Raw genomic sequence first — 19,541 nt, forward strand, 5'->3', positions numbered from 1 at the left:
GCGAGCGCTTCGTGGCCGTGGGTGCCGTCGGTGACGACGGCCGCGCGGTGTTCCAGGGCGGCCCGGGTGGTGGCGAGGGAGAAGGCGAGGTCGGTGAGCGGCAGTCCGGGGTGGTCGGTGAGGTGGGACAGGAGCCGGCCGGCCTGGGCGCGCAGGCCCGCTTCGGTGCGTCCGGACAGCGTCAGGGGGACGGCCCCCGCCGGGCGGACCGTGTCCGTCGTCTCCTCCTCGGGCCGCTCGTCCGGCGCCTGTTCGAGGATGGTGTGGGCGTTGGTGCCGCTGAGTCCGAAGGAGGAGACGCCCGCACGGCGCGGGCGTCCGGTGGCCGGCCAGGCCACCGGCTCGGTGAGCAGCCGGATGGCGCCGGAGCTCCAGTCGACGTGGGAGGAGGGCCGGTCGATGTGCAGGCTCTGCGGGACGGCCTCCTCGCGCATGGCCATGACCATCTTGATGATGCTGGCGATGCCGGACGCCATCTGGGCGTGGCCGATGTTGGACTTGACGGAGCCGAGCAGCAGCGGCTGCTCCGGGTCGCGGTCCTGTCCGTAGGTGGCCAGGAGCGCCTGGGCCTCGATGGGGTCGCCGAGGGCGGTGCCGGTGCCGTGCCCGTCGACCACGTCGATCTCGGCGGCGGCCACACCGGCGTTGGCGAGGGCCTGGCGGATGACGCGCTGCTGGGACGGGCCGTTGGGGGCGGTCAGCCCGTTGGAGGCGCCGTCCTGGTTGACGGCGGAGCCGCGGATCACGGCCAGGACCTCGTGCCCGTTGCGGCGGGCGTCGGAGAGCCGCTCGACGAGGACGAGGCCGACGCCTTCGGCCAGGCTCATGCCGTCGGCGCTGTCGGAGTAGGCCTTGCAGCGGCCGTCGGCCGCCATCGCCCGCTGCCGGCTGAAGCCGATGAACGGGAACGGCGAGGACATGACGCTGACGCCGCCGGCGAGGGCGAGGGAGCTCTCGCCGTTGCGCAGCGACTGGCAGGCCAGGTGCAGGGCGACGAGCGAGGAGGAGCAGGCAGTGTCGAGCGAGACGGCCGGGCCCTCGAAGCCGTAGGTGTAGGACAGGCGGCCGGACAGGACGCTGGACATGCTGCCGGTGATCGCGTGTCCCTCGGCGCCCTCCGGGCTCGCGGCGTGGGCGGCGTAGTCCTGGTAGCTGGCGCCGATGAAGGTGCCCGTGCCGCTGCCGCGCAGGGTGGCGGGGTCGATGCCGGCGCGCTCCAGCGCCTCCCAGGAGGTCTCCAGCAGCAGGCGCTGCTGGGGGTCCATGGTCAGCGCCTCGCGGGGCGAGATGCCGAAGAAGGAGGCGTCGAAGTCGGCGGCGTCGTGGAGGAAGCCGCCCCGGGTCGAGTAGGTGCGGCCCGGCCGGTCGGGGTCGGGGTCGTAGAGGCCCTCGGTGTCCCAGCCCCGGTCGGTGGGGAACTCGCCGGTGGCGTCGCCGCCTTCGGCGACGAGCCGCCACAGGTCCTCCGGGGAGGCGATGCCGCCCGGGTAGCGGCAGCTCATGCCGATGATGGCGATGGGTTCGTCGGCGGCGGAGGCGGAGGAGGCGGAGGCCCGCACCGCCGCGGCGGTCCCGGCCCCGGCGCCGGTGCCCGCGATCGCGTCGCGCAGGAAGGCCACGAGCGCGAGCGGGCTGGGGTGGTCGAAGACCATGGTGCTCGGCAGGGCGAGCCCGGTGACCGCGGCGATCCGGTTGCGCAGGTCGACGGCGGTGAGGGAGTCGAAGCCGACGTCGCGGAAGGCCCGCTGCTCGGAGAGTACGTCCGGCGAGGCGTGGCCGAGCGCGGTGGCCGCCTCGGCGCGTACCAGGTCGAGCAGGAGGCGGTCCTGCTCGGTGGCGGGCAGTCCGAGGAGCCTGGCGGTGAACTCGTTGGCGGAGGAGGGGGTTTCGGTGTTCCGGTCCTCCAGTTGCCGGACCTCGGGCAGGTCCGCGAAGAGGGGGGCGGGCCGCCCGGAGGTGAAGACCGGGTGGTAGCGCTCCCAGTCCACGTCGGCGATCGCCAGGACCGTCTCGTCGTCGTCGAGGGCCTGCCGCAGTCCGGTGAGGGCGAGCTGCGGGTCCATGAAGACGAGTCCGCTGCGGCGGATCTGGCCGGGGTCGACGCGGCCGAGCTTCAGGTCGTCGGCCCAGATGCCCCAGGAGACGGCCGTGGCCCGGGCGCCCCGGGCGCGGCGGTGCTCGGCGAGGGCGTTGAGGTAGGCGTTGCCGGCGACGTAGGCGGCGTGGGCCCCGCTGCCCCACATGCCGGCGGTGGAGGAGTACAGGACGAAGGCGTCGAGCTCGTCGTCGTCGAGGAGTTCGTCGAGGTGCCGGGCGCCGGAGACCTTGGCGTCGACGACCCTCGCGAAGTCGTCGAGGGTCGTCTCCGCGAGCGGCGCGAGCTCGATGGTGACGGCGGTGTGGACGACCGTACGGACGGTGCGGCCCTCGGCCTTGAGCGCGCCGAGCATGTCCGCGACCGCGTCGCGGTCGGTCAGGTCGCAGGCGACGGTGGTGGCTTCGCAGCCCAGCTCGGCGAGTTCCCGTACGAGCTCCGCCGCGCCGGGTGCCGCCGGGCCGCGCCGGCTGGTCAGCACGATGTGCTCGGCGCCCTGCCGGGCGAGCCAGCGGGCCAGGTGCGGGGCGAGCGTGCCCGTGCCGCCGGTGACGAGGGTGGTGCCGCGGGGCGACCAGGGGCGGGCCGGGTCCGGGTCCGCGGCGGCGGCGCGCACGACGCGGCGGGCGAGAACGCCCGAGGCGCGGACGGCGAGTTGGTCCTCGCCGGTGCGGTCGGTGAGGACGGCGGCCAGGCGTTCGGCGGCGCGCCGGTCGAGCTGTTCCGGCAGGTCGACGACGCCGCCCCAGCGCTGCGGGTGTTCGAGGGCCGCCGTCCAGCCGAGGCCGAGGATCTGGGCCTGGGCGGGCCGGGTCAGCCGGTCCGCGCGGCCGGTGGAGACGGCGCCCCGGGTCAGGCACCACAGGGGCGCGCCGGTGCCAGTGTCGCCGAGTGCTTGGACGAGCGAGACGGTCAGGGCGAGGCCGGTGGTGAGCGCCGGGTGGTGCGCGCTCGGTTCCTCGGCCGCGGCCAGCAGGGACACCACACCCGTGAGGCCGGTGAGGTCCGCGAGCTCCGTCAGGCGGGCGGCGAGGACCGTACGGTCCGTGCAGGCCTCGTCCAGGACGAGCGTGCGCGGGTCGGCGCCGTGGGCGGCGAGCGCGTCGGTGACGTCGGCGGCGTCGGTTCCCTCGGCGGTGACGACGAGCCAGGTGCCGGTCAGGTCCGCGGTGGGCAGGCCGGTCAGCGGCTGCCATGCGGCGCGGTACCGCCAGGAGTCCACGGTCGACAGGTCGCGGCGGTGCTTGCGCCAGTGCGAGAGCGCCGGGAGCACGGGGGCCAGCGAGGTGCGGTCGAGGCGCAGGCGGGAGGCGAGGGAGTCGACGTCCTCCTCCTCGACCGCCGTCCAGAACTCCGCGTCCGCGGGGTCGGTCTCGTGGCGGTCCCGCGGTGCGGCGGGGACGGCCCACAGGTATTCGCGCTGGAAGGGGTAGGTGGGCAGCGGCACCCGGCGGGCCCCGGTGCCGGCGAAGACGCGGGACCAGTCGGCGGTCGCGCCGCGGACGAAGGCCTCGGCGAGCGAGGTCAGGAAGCGGTCGGTGCCGCCGGCCTCGCGCCGGAGCGTGCCGAGCACCACGGCCCGGACGTCCGCCGCCTCGGCCGTCTCCTGGATGCCCATGGAGAGGACGGGGTGGGAGCTGACCTCGATGAAGAAGCGGTGGTCCCGCGCGAGGAGTTCGCGCACGGCGGGCTCGAAGCGGACGGTCTGCCGGAGGTTGGTGTACCAGTAGTCGGCGTCGGGGACGCCGGAGCCGACTGCGGTGTCCAGCCAGTCGCCGGTGACGGTGGAGAAGAAGGGCACCTGGGGGGCACGCGGCCGGACGGGCGCGAGGGCGTCGCGCAGTTCGTCGCGCAGCAGCTCGACCTGTGCGGAGTGCGAGGCGTAGTCGACGGCGATGCGCTTGGCGCGGACGTCCTGGGCGGTCAGCTCGGCCAGCAGGGCGTCCAGTGGTCCGGGGGCGCCGGAGACGACGACGGAGCGGGGGCCGTTGACGGCGGCGACGGACAGGCCCTCGTATGCGGCGAGGCGCTCCTCGACCTCGGCCACGGGCAGCGGGACCGACATCATGCCGCCGGATCCGGCCAGCACCCGGGCGATGGCCTGGCTGCGCAGCGCGACGACGCGGGCGCCGTCCTCCAGTGACAGGGCGCCGGAGACGACGGCGGCGGCGATCTCGCCCTGCGAGTGGCCGACGACGGCGTCGGGGGTGATGCCGTGGGAGCGCCACAGTTCGGCCAGCGAGACCATGACGGCGAACGAGGCGGGCTGGACGACGTCGACGCGGTCCAGGGTGGGCGCGCCCTCGGCCTGGCGCAGGACGTCGAGCAGCGACCAGTCGGTGAACTCCGAGAGGGCGGCCGCGCATTCGCGCAGGCGCTCGGCGAAGACCGGGGACTCCTCCAGCAGCCGCGCGCCCATGCCGGCCCACTGGGAGCCCTGGCCGGGGAAGACGAACACGGTCCTGCCGTCGGTGTCGGCGGTGCCCTGGACGACGCCCGGGGCGGACTGTCCCTCGCCGAGGGCCCTGAGCGCGGCGGCCCGTTCGTCGTCGCCGGTGCCGATGACGACGGCGCGGTGGTCGAAGAGGGTGCGTGAGGCCACCAGGGTGTGGCCGGTGTCGAGGGCGCCGGGCGGCTGCTCGCCGTCGAGGAGGGCGGCGAGGTTCGCGGCCTGGGCGCGCAGGGCGCCCGGGGTCCGCGCGGACAGCACCCAGGGGACGGCACCGCCGGCCGGGGGCAGCTGCTCCGCTTCCTGTGCGGGGTCCGTCTCCTGCGTTCGGGGCGCCTCTTCGAGGACGGTGTGGGCGTTGGTGCCGCTGATGCCGAAGGAGGAGACCGCGCAGCGGCGCGGGCGCCCGCCCTCGGGCCAGTCGGTGCGGTCGGTCAGCAGGGAGACCGCGCCGGAGGTCCAGTCGACGTGGCTGGAGGGGGTGTCGGCGTGCAGGGTGCGCGGCAGTTCGCCGTGGCGCAGTGCCATGACCATCTTGATGACGCCGGCCACGCCGGCCGCCGACTGGGTGTGCCCGATATTGGACTTCACGGAGCCCAGGAGCAGAGGGCGTTCGGCGTCGCGGGCCCGGCCGTAGGTGGCGAGCAGGGCCTGGGCCTCGATGGGGTCGCCGAGTGCGGTGCCGGTGCCGTGCGCCTCGACGGCGTCGATGTCCGCCGGGGTCAGCCCGGAGTTGGCGAGGGCCTGGCGGATGACGCGCTGCTGGGACGGGCCGTTCGGGGCGGACAGGCCGTTGGAGGCGCCGTCCTGGTTGATGGCGGAGCCGCGGACGACGGCGAGGATCTCTCGGCCGTTGCGCCGCGCGTCGGAGAGCCGTTCCAGGACGAGGATGCCGACGCCTTCGGCGAGCGTCATGCCGTCGGCGCCGTCGGAGAAGGCCTTGCAGCGGCCGTCGTCCGCGAGGGCCCGCTGCCGGCTGAAGGCGACGAAGGGGCTGGGGTTGGTCATCACGGTCGCGCCGCCGGCCAGGGCCAGCGAGCTCTCGCCGTTGCGCAGCGACTGGCAGGCCAGGTGCAGGGCGACCAGGGACGAGGAGCAGGCGGTGTCGACGGTGACGGCCGGCCCTTCGAGGCCGAAGAGGTAGGCCAGCCGCCCGGAGAGCACGCTGGGGCTGGTGCCGGTCACCAGGTGGCCGGCGGAGGGGTCGTCGATGCCGAGGCCGTACTCCTGGTAGGTGGAGCCGATGAAGGTTCCGGTCGCCGTGGAGTGGACCGTCGCGGGGTCGATGCCGGCCTGCTCGAACGCCTCCCAGGTGGTCTCCAGCAGCAGGCGCTGCTGGGGGTCCATCGACAGGGCCTCGCGCGGCGAGATGCCGAAGAAGCCGGCGTCGAACTCGCCCGCGTCGTGCAGGAATCCGCCCTGGGTGGAGTACGTCGTGCCGTTGTTGTCCGGATCCGGGTGGTAGAGGTCGGTGTTCCAGCCGCGGTTGACGGGGAAGTCGGAGATGGCGTCGGTGCCTTCGGAGATCAGCTCCCAGAACTGTTCCGGGGAGCGGACGCCGCCGGGGAAGCGGCAGCTCATGCCGACGATGGCGATGGGCTCGTCGAAGCCGCCGGGTGACGGTACGGCCACGGCCGCCGTCGGCTCGCCCGCCGTGCCGAGGAGTTCGGCGCGCAGATGGCGCGCGAGGGCGCCGGGGGTCGGGTAGTCGAAGACCAGGGTGGCGGGCAGGGCCAGGCCGGTGAGCGCGGCCAGCCGCTTCCGCAGTTCCACGGCGGTCAGCGAGTCGAAGCCCGCCTCGCGGAAGGCCCGCCGCTCCGCGATGCCCTCGGCGGAGGTGTGGCCGAGGACGACGGCCGCCTCGGCGCGCACCAGGTCGGCCAGGAGCCGCTCCTGCTCGTCCTCGCCGAGGCCCCGCAGGCGGGCGGCAAACTCCGGTACGGCGCTCTCGCCTTCGGTGTGCGCGAGGGCCCGGACGTCGGCCAGTTCGGCGAAGAGGGGGCTGGGGCGGGAGGAGGTGAAGACGGGGTGGTAGCGGTCCCAGTCGACGTCGGCGACCGTGACGGTGACGTCCTGCTGGACGACCGCGCGGCGCAGTTCGGCCATGGCGGTGGCGGGGGCGAGGAAGCGCAGCCCCGTCCGCCGCAGCTGGTCGGCGACGGCCTCGTGGGTGGCCATGCCGAGCTCGCCCCAGGGGCCCCAGGCCACCGAGGTCGCGGGCAGGCCGCGGGCCCGCCGGTGTTCGGCGAGGGCGTCGAGGTAGGCGTTGGCGGCGCCGTAGGCGCTCTGCCCGGCGCTGCCCCAGACTCCGGCGATCGAGGAGACCAGGACGAAGAAGTCGAGGTCGTGGCCGTCGAGGAGGGTGTCGAGGTGGGCCGCCCCGAGCATCTTCGCGGCCGTCGCCTCCGCGGCGGCGTCCAGGGAGGTCTCCGTGAGGGGGGCCGCCTGGCCGACGCCGGCCGCGTGCACGACGCCGGTCAGCGGGTGCTCGTCCGGTACGGAGGCCAGCAGCGCGGCCAGCGCGTCGCGGTCGGCGGTGTCGCAGGCCGCGACGGTGACCCGGGCGCCCAGGTCGGTCAGTTCGGCGGCCAGTTCCCCGGCGCCGGGGGCGTCGGGGCCGCGGCGGCTGGTGAGGAGGAGGTGGTCGGCACCGCTGCGGGCGAGCCAGCGGGCGACCTCGGCGCCGAGCGCTCCGGTGCCGCCGGTGACGAGCACGGTGCCCCGTGCGGTGAAGGCGCCGGCCAGGGGCAGTCCGTCGAGCGGGTGGCGTACGAGGCGCCTGCCGAGCGCGCCGGTCGCGCGGATCGCGATCTGGTCCTCGTCGCCCTGTGCGGCGAGGACGCTGACGAGGTGCTGGGTGGCGGGGCCGTCGAGGACGGCCGGCAGATCGATCAGGCCGCCCCACAGCTGCGGGTGTTCGAGTGCGGCGACGCGGCCCAGGCCCCAGACCGCCGCCTGGAGGGGGGCGGTGAGCGGGTCGGCGGCGCCCGTGGTGACCGCACCGCGGGTCAGGGCCCATACGGGGGCGGCGAGTCCGGTGTCGGCGAGCGCCTGGGTCAGGACGATGCTGAGCGCGAGGCCGGCCGACGGTTCGGTGCCGGGCCTGTCGGCGAGTGCGAGCAGGGACAGCACGCCGGACAGGGGCCGTCCCGCGTCGCGTACGGCCTCCAGGCGGGCGGCGAGCACGGCGCGTTCGCGGCAGTCCGCGTCCAGCACGAGCGTCTCGAACTGCGCGCCGTGGCCGCGCAGCGCGTCCAGGATCTCGTCGCTGTCGGCCCCTTCTGCGGTCACGACCAGCCAGGTGCCGTCCAGGACGGGGGCGGCGGCCGGCCGTACCGGGCGCCAGACGACGCGGTAACGGGTGGAGTCCAGCAGCGCCTTCTCCTGCCGGAGCTGGCGCCAGGACGACAGGGCGGGCAACAGCGCGTAGAGGGAAGCGTGTTGTTCGTCGCGCAGGCCCAGGAGGCCGGCGAGCCCCGCGGCGTCGCCGCGTTCGACGGCGCTCCACAGCTCGGCGTCCGCGGGGTCGGCGGCCTGCGGGCCGCGGACCGGGGCGGTCTCGGGCCAGTAGCGTTCGCGCTGGAAGGCGTACGTGGGCAGGTCCACGGTGCGCGCGCCCGTGCCGGTGAAGTACGCGGGCCAGTCGACGGCCGTGCCGCGGACGTGCAGGCGGGCGAGCGCGGTGGCCGCGCAGTGCTCCTCGCCGCGCCCGGTGCGCAGCATCGGGACGATGTGTGCGTCCGCGTCGTCACCGAGGGCGTCCTGGGCGGCGGCCGACAGCACGCTGTCGGGGCCGAGTTCGAGGAAGGTGCCGGCACCGTGGTCGTGCGCGGCGCGCATGGTGTCGGCGAAGCGGACGGCGCCGCGGGCGTGCGCGACCCAGTAGTCGGCGGAGCGCAGCTCGTCGTCGGTGGCGGGGCGTCCGGTCAGGCCGGAGATGACGGTCACGTCGGGCGCGTGGTAGGTGAGCCCGGCGGCGACCTCGCGCAGCCCGTCGAGCGCGGGCTCCATGAGCGGCGAGTGGAAGGCGTGGCTGACCTCCAGGCGCTTGGTCTTGCGGCCCTGAGCGGCGAAGTGGGCGGCGATCTCCTCGACGGCGGCCAGGTTCCCGGCGACCACGACGCTGCGGGGGCCGTTGACAGCGGCGACGGAGACCTCGTGCTCGCGCCCGGCGAGCAGCGGCGCGAGTTCGTCCTCGGTGGCCTGGAGGGAGATCATCGCGCCGCCGGCGGGCAGCTCCTGCATCAGCCGTCCCCGCGCGGTCACCAGGCGGGCCGCGTCGGGCAGCGAGAGGACGCCCGCGACGTGCGCGGCGGTGATCTCGCCGATGGAGTGGCCCAGCAGCACGTCGGGACGGATGCCCCACGTGCGCAGCAGGCGGTGGAGCGCGACGCCGATGGCGAACAGCGCGGGCTGGGTCCACTCGGTGCGGCCCAGCAGCTCCGCCTCGGGGGTGCCTTCCTGAGCGAACAGGACGTCCTTCAGGGGGCGGTCCAGGTGCGGGTCGAGTGCGGCGGCCGCCTCGTCGAGGGCGGCGGCGAACGCGGGGAAGCGCGCGTGGAGTTCACGGCCGGCGCCCAGGCGTTGGCTGCCCTGCCCGGAGAACACCACGGCCAGCTTGCCGACGCCGCCGGTCTCGCCCTCGGTCAGCGCGGGGTCCGGCCGGTCGGCGGCCAGCGCGGCGAGCGCGCGCAGCAGTTCGTCGCGGTCGCCGGTGACGACGGCCCGCTGGTCGAAGGCCGAGCGGGTGGTGGCGAGGGAGAGGCCGACGTCGGCCGGGTCGAGGGCCGGGCGGTCGTCGAGGAAGGACCGCAGGCGGGCCGCCTGGTCCCGGAGCGCGGCCCGGCTCCTGCCGGAGAGGGTCCACGGCACGGCGGCCGGTACGAGCGACGGCTGTTCGCGCTCCTCGCGCGGGGCGGGGGTGGCCGGGGGCTCTTCGAGGACGACGTGCGCGTTCGTGCCGCTGAAGCCGAAGGAGGAGACTCCGGCGCGCCGCGGCCGGCCCGCCTGCGGCCAGGGGGTCTCCTCGGTGAGCAGGCGCACCGCTCCGGCGTCCCACTCCACGTGGGAGGACGGCTCGTCGGCGTGCAGGGTGCGGGGCAGCACGCCCCGGTCCATGGCCATGACCATCTTGATGACGCCGGCCACGCCGGCCGCCGCCTGGGTGTGACCGATGTTGGACTTCAAGGAGCCGAGCAGCAGCGGCCGCCCGGGGTCGCGGTCCTGCCCGTAGGTGGCGAGCAGGGCCTGGGCCTCGATGGGGTCGCCGAGCGTGGTGCCGGTGCCGTGCGCCTCCACCGCGTCGACGTCCGCGACGGACAGGCCGGCGCCGGCCAGTGCCTGCCGGATCACCCGTTGCTGGGAGGGGCCGTTGGGGGCGGTCAGCCCGTTGGAGGCGCCGTCCTGGTTGACGGCGGAGCCCCGTACGACGGCCAGGACCCGGTGCCCGTTGCGCCGGGCGTCGGAGAGCCGTTCGAGGACGAGCATGCCGACGCCCTCGGACCAGCCGACGCCGTCGGCGCTGTCGGAGAAGGCCTTGCAGCGGCCGTCCGGGGACAGGCCGCGCTGCCGGGAGAACTCGATGAAGGCGCCGGGCGTCGACATCACCGTGACACCGCCGGCCAGGGCGAGCGAGCACTCCCCCGCGCGCAGGGCCTGCATCGCCCAGTGCATGGCGACGAGCGAGGACGAGCACGCCGTGTCGACGGTGACGGCGGGACCCTCGAGACCGAGGGTGTAGGACACGCGCCCGGAGGCGATGCTCGGCGAGGTGCCGCTGCCCTGGTGGCCCTCGAACTGCCCGCCGGCGAGGACCGCGGCGTAGTCGTTGTACATGACGCCGGTGAACACGCCGGTGCGGCTGCCGCGCAGGGACACCGGATCGATGCCGGCGCGTTCGAAGGCCTCCCAGGACGCCTCCAGGAGCAGCCGCTGCTGCGAGTCGGTGGCCAGCGCCTCGCGGGGGCTCATGCCGAAGAACGCGGGGTCGAACTCGGGTGCCTCGTGCAGGAATCCGCCGAAACGGGTGTAGGAGGTGCCGAGGCGGTCCGGGTCCGGGTCGTAGAGCGCCTCCAGGTCCCAGCCGCGGTCCGTGGGCAGGCCCGAGATGGCGTCGGTGCCCTCGCTGACCAGCCGCCACAGGTCCTCGGGCGAGGCGACGCCGCCCGGGTAGCGGCAGCTCATGCCGACGATGACGATGGGGTCCCGCTCGGCGGCGGCCCGGGGGGCGTCCGCCGTGACGGCGGCCTCGGAGCCCATGAGCTCGCCGAGGACGTGCGCGGCGAGCGCGGCGACGGTCGGGTAGTCGAAGACCGCCGTCGCGGCGGTGCGCAGGCCGGTGGCCGTACGGAGCCGGTTGCGCAGTTCCACGGCGGTGAGCGAGTCGAAGCCCAGCTCCCGGAACGGGCGCTCCGCGTCGACCTCGGCGGCACCGGAGTGGCCGAGCACGGCGGCCACTTGACCGGCCACGAGGTCGCGCACCACCTCGTCGCGGTCGGCCTCCGGCAGCCGGGACAGCTGCTGGACGAGGCCGACGGCCGTCTCCGAGCCGGAGACCACCGAGCGGCGGACGGGGGTGCGGACGAGGCCGCGCATCAGCGCCGGCACCTCGCCGCTGACGCGCAGGACGGACAGGTCCAGCCTGACCGGCAGCAGGACGGCGGTCGTTGCGGCGGTCGCGATGTCGAAGAGCGCGACGCCCTGTTCCTCGGTGAGCGCGGGCGTGCCCGCACGGGCCAGGCGCTGGAGGTCGTGGTCGGTCAGCCCGCCGGTCATGCCGCCGGTGGGCGCCCACGGGCCCCAGCCCAGGGAGAGCCCCGGCAGCCCTTCGGCGCGGCGCAGTTGGGCGACGGCGTCGATGAAGGCGTTCGCGGCGGCGTAGTTGCCCTGGCCCGCGGCGCCCACGGTGCCGGAGAGTGAGGAGAAGACGACGAAGGCGGCCAGGTCCAGGCCCCGGGTGGCCTCGTGGAGGTGCCATACGGCATCGGCCTTGGGCCGCAGCACCGCGCTGATCCGCTCGGGGGTCAGCGACTCGATCAGGCCGTCGTCGAGCGTGCCGGCGCTGTGCACGACGGCGGTGACGGGGTGTTCGGCGGGCACCGCGGCCAGCAGAGCGTCCACGGCGGCGCGGTCGGCGAGGTCGCAGGCCTCGACGGCCACCTGCGCACCGTGCCCGGCCAGTTCGGTGACGAGCTCCTCGGCGCCCTCGGCGGCGAGGCCCCGACGGCTGACGAGCAGCAGGTGCCGTACGCCGCGCTCGGCGACCAGGTGCCGGGCCAGTACGCGGCCCAGGCCGCCGGTGGCACCGGTGAGCACCACGGTTCCCTCGGGGTTCCACGGCGTGCCGCTCCCCGGCGCCTGGGCGCGGGCGAGCCGGGCCCCGAGCAGGGCGCCGCCGCGGATCGCGGTCTGCGGCTCGTCCGTGGCCAGGGCCCGGACGAACTCCGGCGCGGTGGGCCCGGCGGGGTCGAGGTCCACCAGGCCGAAGCGGTCCGGGTGTTCGGCCTGTGCGGCACGCACCAGGCCCCAGACGGCGGCGGCCGCCGGGTCCGGCGCCCGACGGCCGTCGGTGGTGACCGCGCCGCGGGTGACGAAGACGAGCCGCGAGCCGGCATACCGCTCGTCTTCCAGCCAGGAGCGCAGCTGCTCCAGGACGTGGGCGGTGCGGGCGTGCGCGGAGGCGGCCGGTTCGCCACCGGCGGTGCCGGCGACGGGGGCGAGCACGACCTCCGGGATCCCGTCGGCGGCGGCCAGGCCGGGCAGCGCCGTGACCGTGCGGTCCGGCGAGGTCAGGGCTTCGGCGAGGCCGAAGAGGTCCGGGCCGAGGACGGCGACCTCGGAGGGCGCCGTTCCGGCAGGGTCCGGCAGCGGGGTCCAGCGCAGCTCGAACAAGGCGTCGCGTGCGAGGGAGGCGGCGGCGGTCAGCTGCTCGTCCGGCATCGCGCGCAGGACGAGCGAGCCCACGGAGGCCACGGGGGCCCCCGAGGTGTCGGCGACGGCGATGGCCACCGCGTCGTCGTCGGCCCGGGTCAGCTTCACCCGGACCGTCGTCGCCCCGCTCGCGTGCAGGGTCACGTCCTGCCATGAGAAGGGCAGGCCGCCCTGGCCCTGCTCGCCGAGGCCGGCGAAGGCCGAGGCGTGCAGCGCGGCGTCCAGCAGGGCCGGGTGGATGCCGAAGGAGCCGGTGTCGGAGGCGCCCGTCTCCGGCAGCGTCACCTCGGCGTAGACGTCGTCACCGGCGCGCCAGGCGGCACGCAGGCCCTGGAACAGGGGGCCGTACGCGAAACCGGCGTCGGCCATGCGGTCGTAGAAGCCGTCGAGGCCGAGCGGCTCGGCGCCGGCGGGGGGCCAGGAGGTGGCGTCGAAGTCTGCGCGGTGCTCGCCGGCGACGAGGGTGCCGGCGGCGTGCTGCGTCCAGGGCAGTTCCTCGGGGCCGTCGGGGCGGGAGTGGATGCTCAGGGTGCGGCGGCCGGACTCGTCCGGGCTGCCGGCCCACACCTGCACCTGGACGCCGCCCTCCGCGGGCAGCACCAGAGGTGCGGCCAGGGTGAGTTCCTCGACGCGGCCGCAGCCGGTCTCGTCCCCCGCCCGGACGGCCAGCTCCAGGAAGGCGGTGCCGGGGAGCAGCACCGTGCCGCGTACGGCGTGGTCGGCCAGCCAGGGGTGGGTGCGCAGCGACAGCCGGCCGGTCAGCAGCAGGCCGTCGGAGTTGGCGACCGAGACGGCCGCCGCCAGCAGCGGGTGGCGGGCGGCTCCCAGTCCCGCGGCGCGGACGTCGGCGCCCTGTGCGGGCCTGCCCTTGGGCCAGTACCGGCGGTGCTGGAAGGCGTACGTGGGAAGGTCCGTGCGCCGGGCGCCGGTGCCGGCGAACCAGGGCTCCCACCGGACGGCCATGCCCCGGACGTACAGGCCCGCCAGCGCGGTGGTGAGCGTCTCGGCCTCGGGGCGGCCCGGCCGCAGCACGGCGAGCGTGGCGGGCACGGCCTCGGGGGTGCCGCTGTCGTCGTCGGTGCCGTCCAGGCAGGCCTGGGCCATGGCGGACAGGACGCCGTCGGGGCCCAGTTCGAGGAAGGTGCCGGTGCCGTGGCCGCGCAGCCAGGCCACGGTGTCGGCGAACCGGACGGCGTGGCGGGCGTGGTCCGCCCAGTAGTCGGGGGAGGTCAGCTGCTCGACCGTGGCGAGGGTGCCGGTCAGGCCGGAGACGACCGGGATGACGGGTGCCTGCGGCGCGAGGCCGGAGACGACGGCGCGGAACTCCTCCAGCATGGGTTCCATGAGCGGGGAGTGGAAGGCGTGCGAGACCCGCAGCCGCTTGGTCTTGCGGCCCAGTGCGGTGAAGTGCCCGGCGACGGCGGCGACTTCGTCCTCCGCTCCGGCCACGACGAGGGCGGTGGGACCGTTGACCGCCGCGATCGAGACGCGGTCCCGCCGGTTCCCGATCAGGGGGAGGACCTCGTCCTCCGTCGCTTCCAGCGAGACCATGGCGCCACCGGCGGGCAGCGCCTGCATGAGCCGGCCGCGGGCGAGCACCAGGGCCGCGGCATCGGCGGCCGAGAAGACCCCGGCGACGTGCGCGGCCGCGATCTCGCCGATGGAGTGCCCGGCGAGGAAGTCCGGCTTGACGCCGAGGGATTCGGCCAGCCGGTACAGCGCGACCTCGATCGCGAACAGGGCGGGCTGCGCGTAGCCGGTCTCGTTCAGCAGCTCGGCCTCGGGCGTGCCCTCGGCGGCGAACAGGACGTCCTTGAGGGGCTGTTCGAGGCCCTCGTCGAAGTGAGCGAGGATCTCGTCGAGCGCGGCGGCGAAGACGGGGAAGCGGGCGTGGAGTTCACGCCCCATGCCCGGCCGCTGGGAGCCCTGGCCGGCGAAGAGGAAGGCGAGCTTGGCGCGGCCCTGCACCGTGCCGTGGGCCAGGCCCGGCGCCGGTTCGCCGTCGGCCAGCGCGGTGAGGGCTTCGAGGGCCCGGTCGCGGTCGGCGGCGGTGAACGCGGCGCGGTGCTCGAAGGCCGAGCGGGCCGTGGCCAGCGAGTGGGCCACGTCCACGGGTGCGAGCTCGGGACGGGAGGTGAGGAAGGCCAGCAGCCGGGCCGCCTGGGCGCGCAGGGCCTCCCGGGTGCGTCCGGAGAGCAGCCACGGGGCGGCGCCCGCGGCGATGGGCTCGGCGGGTGCGGCGACCGCGGCGCTCTCCCCCGCGTCCCCTGCGTCCTTCTCCCCGGTCTCGGGGGCCTGTTCGGACGACGGCGCCTCCTCCAGGATCGTGTGCGCGTTGGTGCCGCTGATCCCGAACGAGGAGATGCCGGCCCGGCGCGGTTCCCCGCCCCGTGGCCAGGGGGCCTGCTCGGTCAGCAGGCGTACGGTCCCCGCCGTCCAGTCCACGTGCGAGGACGGCGCGTCGACGTGCAGTGTGCGGGGCAGTGTGCCGTGCCGCATGGCCAGCACCATCTTGATGATGCCTGCCATGCCGGCCGCCGCCTGGGTGTGGCCGAGGTTCGACTTGACGGAGCCCAGCAGCAGCGGGCGGTCCTCGGCGCGGTTGCGGCCGTAGGTCGCGATCAGCGCCTGGGCCTCGACCGGGTCGCCCAGGGTGGTCCCCGTGCCGTGCGCCTCGACGACGTCGACCGCGTCGGCCGAGAGCCGCGCGTTGGCCAGCGCCTGCTCGATCACCCGTTGCTGGGAGGGGCCGTTGGGGGCGGTCAGCCCGTTGGAGGCACCGTCCTGGTTGACGGCGGAGCCCCGTACGACGGCCAGCACCTCGTGCCCGTTGCGCCGGGCCTCCGAGAGCCGTTCCAGGACCAGTACGCCCACGCCCTCGGCCCAGCCGGTACCGTCGGCTGCGTCGGCGAAGGAGCGGCAGCGCCCGTCGGCGGCCAGCCCGCCCTGGCGGGCGAACTCCACGAACGTCGTGGGTGTGGACATCACCGTGACGCCCGCGGCCAGCGCCAGGGAGCACTCGCCCTGGCGCAGGGAGTGGGCGGCCAGGTGCAGGGCCACCAGGGAGGACGAGCAGGCGGTGTCGACCGTCACGGCCGGGCCGACGGCCCCGAAGAAGTAGGAGAGCCTGCCCGACAGGACGCTGGTGGCCTGGCCCGTCAGGGTGAAGCCCTGGACGTCGTCGTCCGGGCCCACCCGGTAGTCCTGGGGCATGGCCCCGACGAACATGCCCGTCCTGGTGCCGCGGACCGCGGCCGGGTCGATGCCGGCCCGTTCGAAGGCCTCCCAGGAGGACTCCAGCAGCACCCGCTGCTGGGGGTCCATCGCGAGCGCCTCGCGCGGGGAGATCCCGAAGAATCCGGCGTCGAACTCGGCCGCGTCGTGCAGGAACCCGCCGGAGAACTTCTCCGCGATCCCGGCCTCCTCGGCGTTCGCCTGCAGCTCCCAGCCGCGGTCGGCGGGGGCCTCGGTGATGCCGTCCTCGCCGGCGACGAGCATGGTCCAGAGTTCCTCGGGGGTCGTCACACCCCCGGGGAAGCGGCAGCTCATGCCCACGATCGCGATGGGCTCACGGGCCGCTGCCTCCAGTTCGCCCACCCGCTGCCGGGAACGCCGCAGATCGGCGCTCGCCCGCTTCAGGTAGTCCCGGAGCTTCTGTTCCTTGTCCATCTTCGCCACGTTCAACTCAACCCATCTCAAGACCGACGGACAGCAGAGGATTTCGATGTGGACATCCGGCACCCGGGATGGCTGTTCCACAGCGAGCGATTCGTCTGGAGGCCCCGCACGGGGCACTGCTCCACGTCCCGCACACCACGCGCCCAGTGTCGGCGGGCGTGGCCACGAAAACCCGTAGAGTCGGCCGACCCTGGGTCCACGACGGGTGTGAGCAGGTGTTTTCCGGCGAGCCCTACCAGCCCGCCGCGGCGAGCAACTCGTCGTGGCCACGCTCGAGACCGGCCTGGCGGAGATCGGACTCCACCATCATCCGCATCAGCTCCGCGAAGTCGGTCTCGGGCTCCCAGCCCAGCTCGCGGCGGGCGTTGCCGTAGTCGGCGCACAGCGTCTCGACCTCGGCGGGCCGCACCAGCGCCGGGTCCACCACGACGTGCTCCTCCCAGTCCAGGTCCGCGGCCTCGAAGGCGATGCGTGCGGCATCCCGCACCGAGTGCATCCGGCCGGTGCCCACCACGTAGTCCTTGGCCCTGTCCTGCTGCAGCATCAGGTGCATCGCGCGGACGTAGTCCCCCGCGAAGCCCCAGTCGCGCACCGCGTCGAGGTTGCCGAGCGGCAGCTTGTCCTGCAGGCCCAGCTTGATCTGCGCGACCGCCAGGGAGATCTTCCGGGTCACGAACTCCGCGCCGCGACGGGGGGACTCGTGGTTGAAGAGGATCCCCGACACCCCGAACACCCCGTAGGACTCGCGGTAGTTCTGGGTGATGTAGTGGCCGTATGCCTTGGCCACCCCGTAGGGGCTGCGCGGATGGAAGGGGGTCCGCTCGCTCTGCGGCGCCTCCACCACCTTCCCGAACATCTCCGAGGAGGAGGCCTGGTAGAAGCGGATCTGGCCGTGGCCATCGCCTCCGCCTGTGGACTTGCCCAGGCCGCTCACCATGCGGATGGCCTCCAGCATGCGCAGCACGCCGGTGCCGTTGACCTCGGTGACGAGCTCCGGCTGCTGCCAGGACATGGGTACGAAGGAGACGGCCCCGAGGTTGTAGACCTCGTCCGGCTGCACCAGGTCGACAGCCGAGACCAGGCTGCCCTGGTCCATCAGGTCACCGTCCACGAAGGCGAGGTCGGGTATCAGTTTGGCCACCCGGTCCTTGCGCGGGTTGGCCTGACCTCGGGTCAGACCCCATACCTGGTAGCCCTCGGCGAGCAGATGCTCGGCGAGATACGAGCCGTCCTGCCCGGTGATTCCGGTGATCAGCGCGCGCCTGGACATTCGGTCCCCTTTCACTGCCACGGACAAAGCCGGTCGAGGACCACAGGTCCCCACCCAACGCTCGGCAGGCTCACGGAATCACGGAGCGGGCTATGGAATTTCCGAGTCTTCGGCGCGGGCGCTTCGCGGACGGTACGGGCGGACCATGGATTCGGCCACGGACCGCGGGCCTTCACGTCGGCGGCAGAGGAGAGAGAAGGGGGCCCTCGGGCAACCGCGCGGAGCCTGATACGGTGTCGAGGCAACAGCCCTTCGTTGAGGAGTCAGACATGGCGGGTGACGACGACATCTCCGGGTGATACCCGGAGCTGACCGACCACCGGCAGGCGCACTTCGGCAGCCGCCGTCGTGGTCATCTCGTCGTCCCCTTTTCCTGTCTCAGGCGCAGCGCCCTCCATGCGCGGTTTCCGTACCTCGGTTACCCCGGTTACCCCGTGGAGCGCTCTGCCCTCTTTCCCTCACGAGGTCATCCCCATGTCCGACGCTTCCGTCATCTGCTCCCAGCTGTCCTTCTCCTGGCCCGATGACACCCCGGTCTTCAAGGACCTGTCCTTCACTGTCGGCGCCGGCCGTACGGGCCTTGTGGCGCCCAACGGCTCCGGCAAGAGCACGCTGCTGAAGCTGATCGCCGGTGAACTGCGGCCATCAGCAGGTTCGTTGGCCGTGAACGGCACGATCGGCTACCTCCCGCAGGCCCTCCCCCTGACCGGCGAACCGACCGTGGCCGAGGTCCTGGGCGTCGACTCGGTGATCCGTGCCATCGACGCCGTCGAGTCCGGCGACGTGAGCGAGGAGCACTTCACCACCATCGGCGACGACTGGGACATCGAAGAGCGCACCCGCGCCCAGCTCGACCGGCTCGGTCTCGCCCACCTCACCCTCGACCGGACCCTGGGCACGCTCAGCGGTGGCCAGATCGTCGGCCTCGGTCTGGCGGCGCAGTTGCTCAAGCGCCCCGATGTACTGCTGCTGGACGAGCCGACGAACAACCTCGACCTCGAAGCCCGCCACAGGCTTTACGACGTGCTCTCGGACTGGAAGGGCAGTCTGCTGCTCGTCAGCCATGACCGGGCCCTGCTGGACCGTATGGAGCGCATCGCCGAACTCGACCGGGGTGAACTGCGGCTGTACGGGGGCGACTTCACCGGGTACGAGCAGGCCGTGCAGGCCGAGCGGGAGGTCGCGGAGAAGAACGTACGCAACGCCGAGCAGGAACTGAAGCGGGAGAAGCGCGAGATGCAGCAGGCCCGCGAGCGGGCCGAGCGCCGCGCGAGCAACGCCGCCCGCAACCTCAAGAGCGCCGGCCTGCCGCGCATCTTCGCCGGGACCATGAAGCGCGGCGCCCAGGAGTCCGCCGGACGGGCGGGCCAGACGCACGCCACCCGCGTACACGAGGCACAGGCCCGGCTCGACGAAGCCGGACGCGCCCTGCGGGACGAACAGCGGCTCACCCTGGAACTGCCCGACACCGACGTCCCCGCCGGACGCACCGTCGTCCTGGGCGAGCGGATGCAGATCCGCCGCGGCGAGCGGAACCTGTTCGCGGGGGAAGGTGCCGATCTCACGATCCGCGGTCCCGAGCGCATCGCGCTCACCGGGCCCAACGGTGCGGGCAAGACCACCCTGCTGCGGCTGATCGCCGGTGAACTCACCCTGGAAGGCGGGACCATCAAGCGCGCCGACGGGCGGATCGCCTCCCTGTCACAGCGCCTGGACCTGCTCGACCCCGACCGCACCGTGGCCGAGAACTTCACGGCGTTCGCCCCGCACCGGCCGGAGGCGGAGCGGATGAACCTGCTCGCGCGCTTCCTGTTCCGCGGCACCCGGGCGCACCTGCCCGTGCACGTACTTTCCGGCGGCGAACGTCTGCGCGCCACGCTCGCTTGCGTCCTGTGCGCCGAACCGGCCCCGCAGCTGCTACTGCTGGACGAGCCGACGAACAACCTCGACCTGGTCGGCGTGAGCCAGCTGGAGAGCGCCCTGAAGTGCTACCGCGGGGCGTTCGTGGTGGTCAGCCACGACGAGCGCTTCCTCGAACGGATCGGCGTCGACCGATGGCTGCGGGTCGCCGACGGCGAGCTGACGGAGACGGGGGCACCACACGCATGAGCCACTGACGC

Annotated in this window: 3 protein-coding genes (1 of these 3 only partly in view); 1 reads left to right on the forward strand and 2 read right to left on the reverse strand. The window is 74.3% G+C overall.

Annotation, left to right across the window (positions count from 1 at the left end; genetic code table 11):
• On the reverse strand, positions 1-16,142 hold the 5' portion of the coding sequence (locus ACWD4A_RS00085) for a type I polyketide synthase (protein ID WP_451187261.1). It extends 12,343 nt beyond the left edge of the window; the window shows 16,142 of its 28,485 coding nt (coding positions 1-16,142); it begins with the start codon at positions 16,140-16,142; its stop codon lies off the left edge, out of view.
• Positions 16,143-16,383: 241 nt separating this feature from the next.
• Entirely contained in the window at positions 16,384-17,421 is a 1,038-nt protein-coding gene (locus ACWD4A_RS00090; RefSeq protein ID WP_451187263.1) for a GDP-mannose 4,6-dehydratase, read from the reverse strand.
• A 474-nt stretch (positions 17,422-17,895) separates the two neighbouring features.
• On the opposite strand from ACWD4A_RS00090, the gene abc-f reads away from it, so the two are divergent.
• The gene (gene abc-f, locus ACWD4A_RS00095) at positions 17,896-19,530 is read left to right on the forward strand and encodes a ribosomal protection-like ABC-F family protein (protein WP_451187265.1); all 1,635 of its coding nucleotides are present in this window, start codon (positions 17,896-17,898) and stop codon (positions 19,528-19,530) included.
• Positions 19,531-19,541: the final 11 nt, after the last annotated feature.

The organism is Streptomyces sp. NPDC002537 (assembly GCF_053594975.1).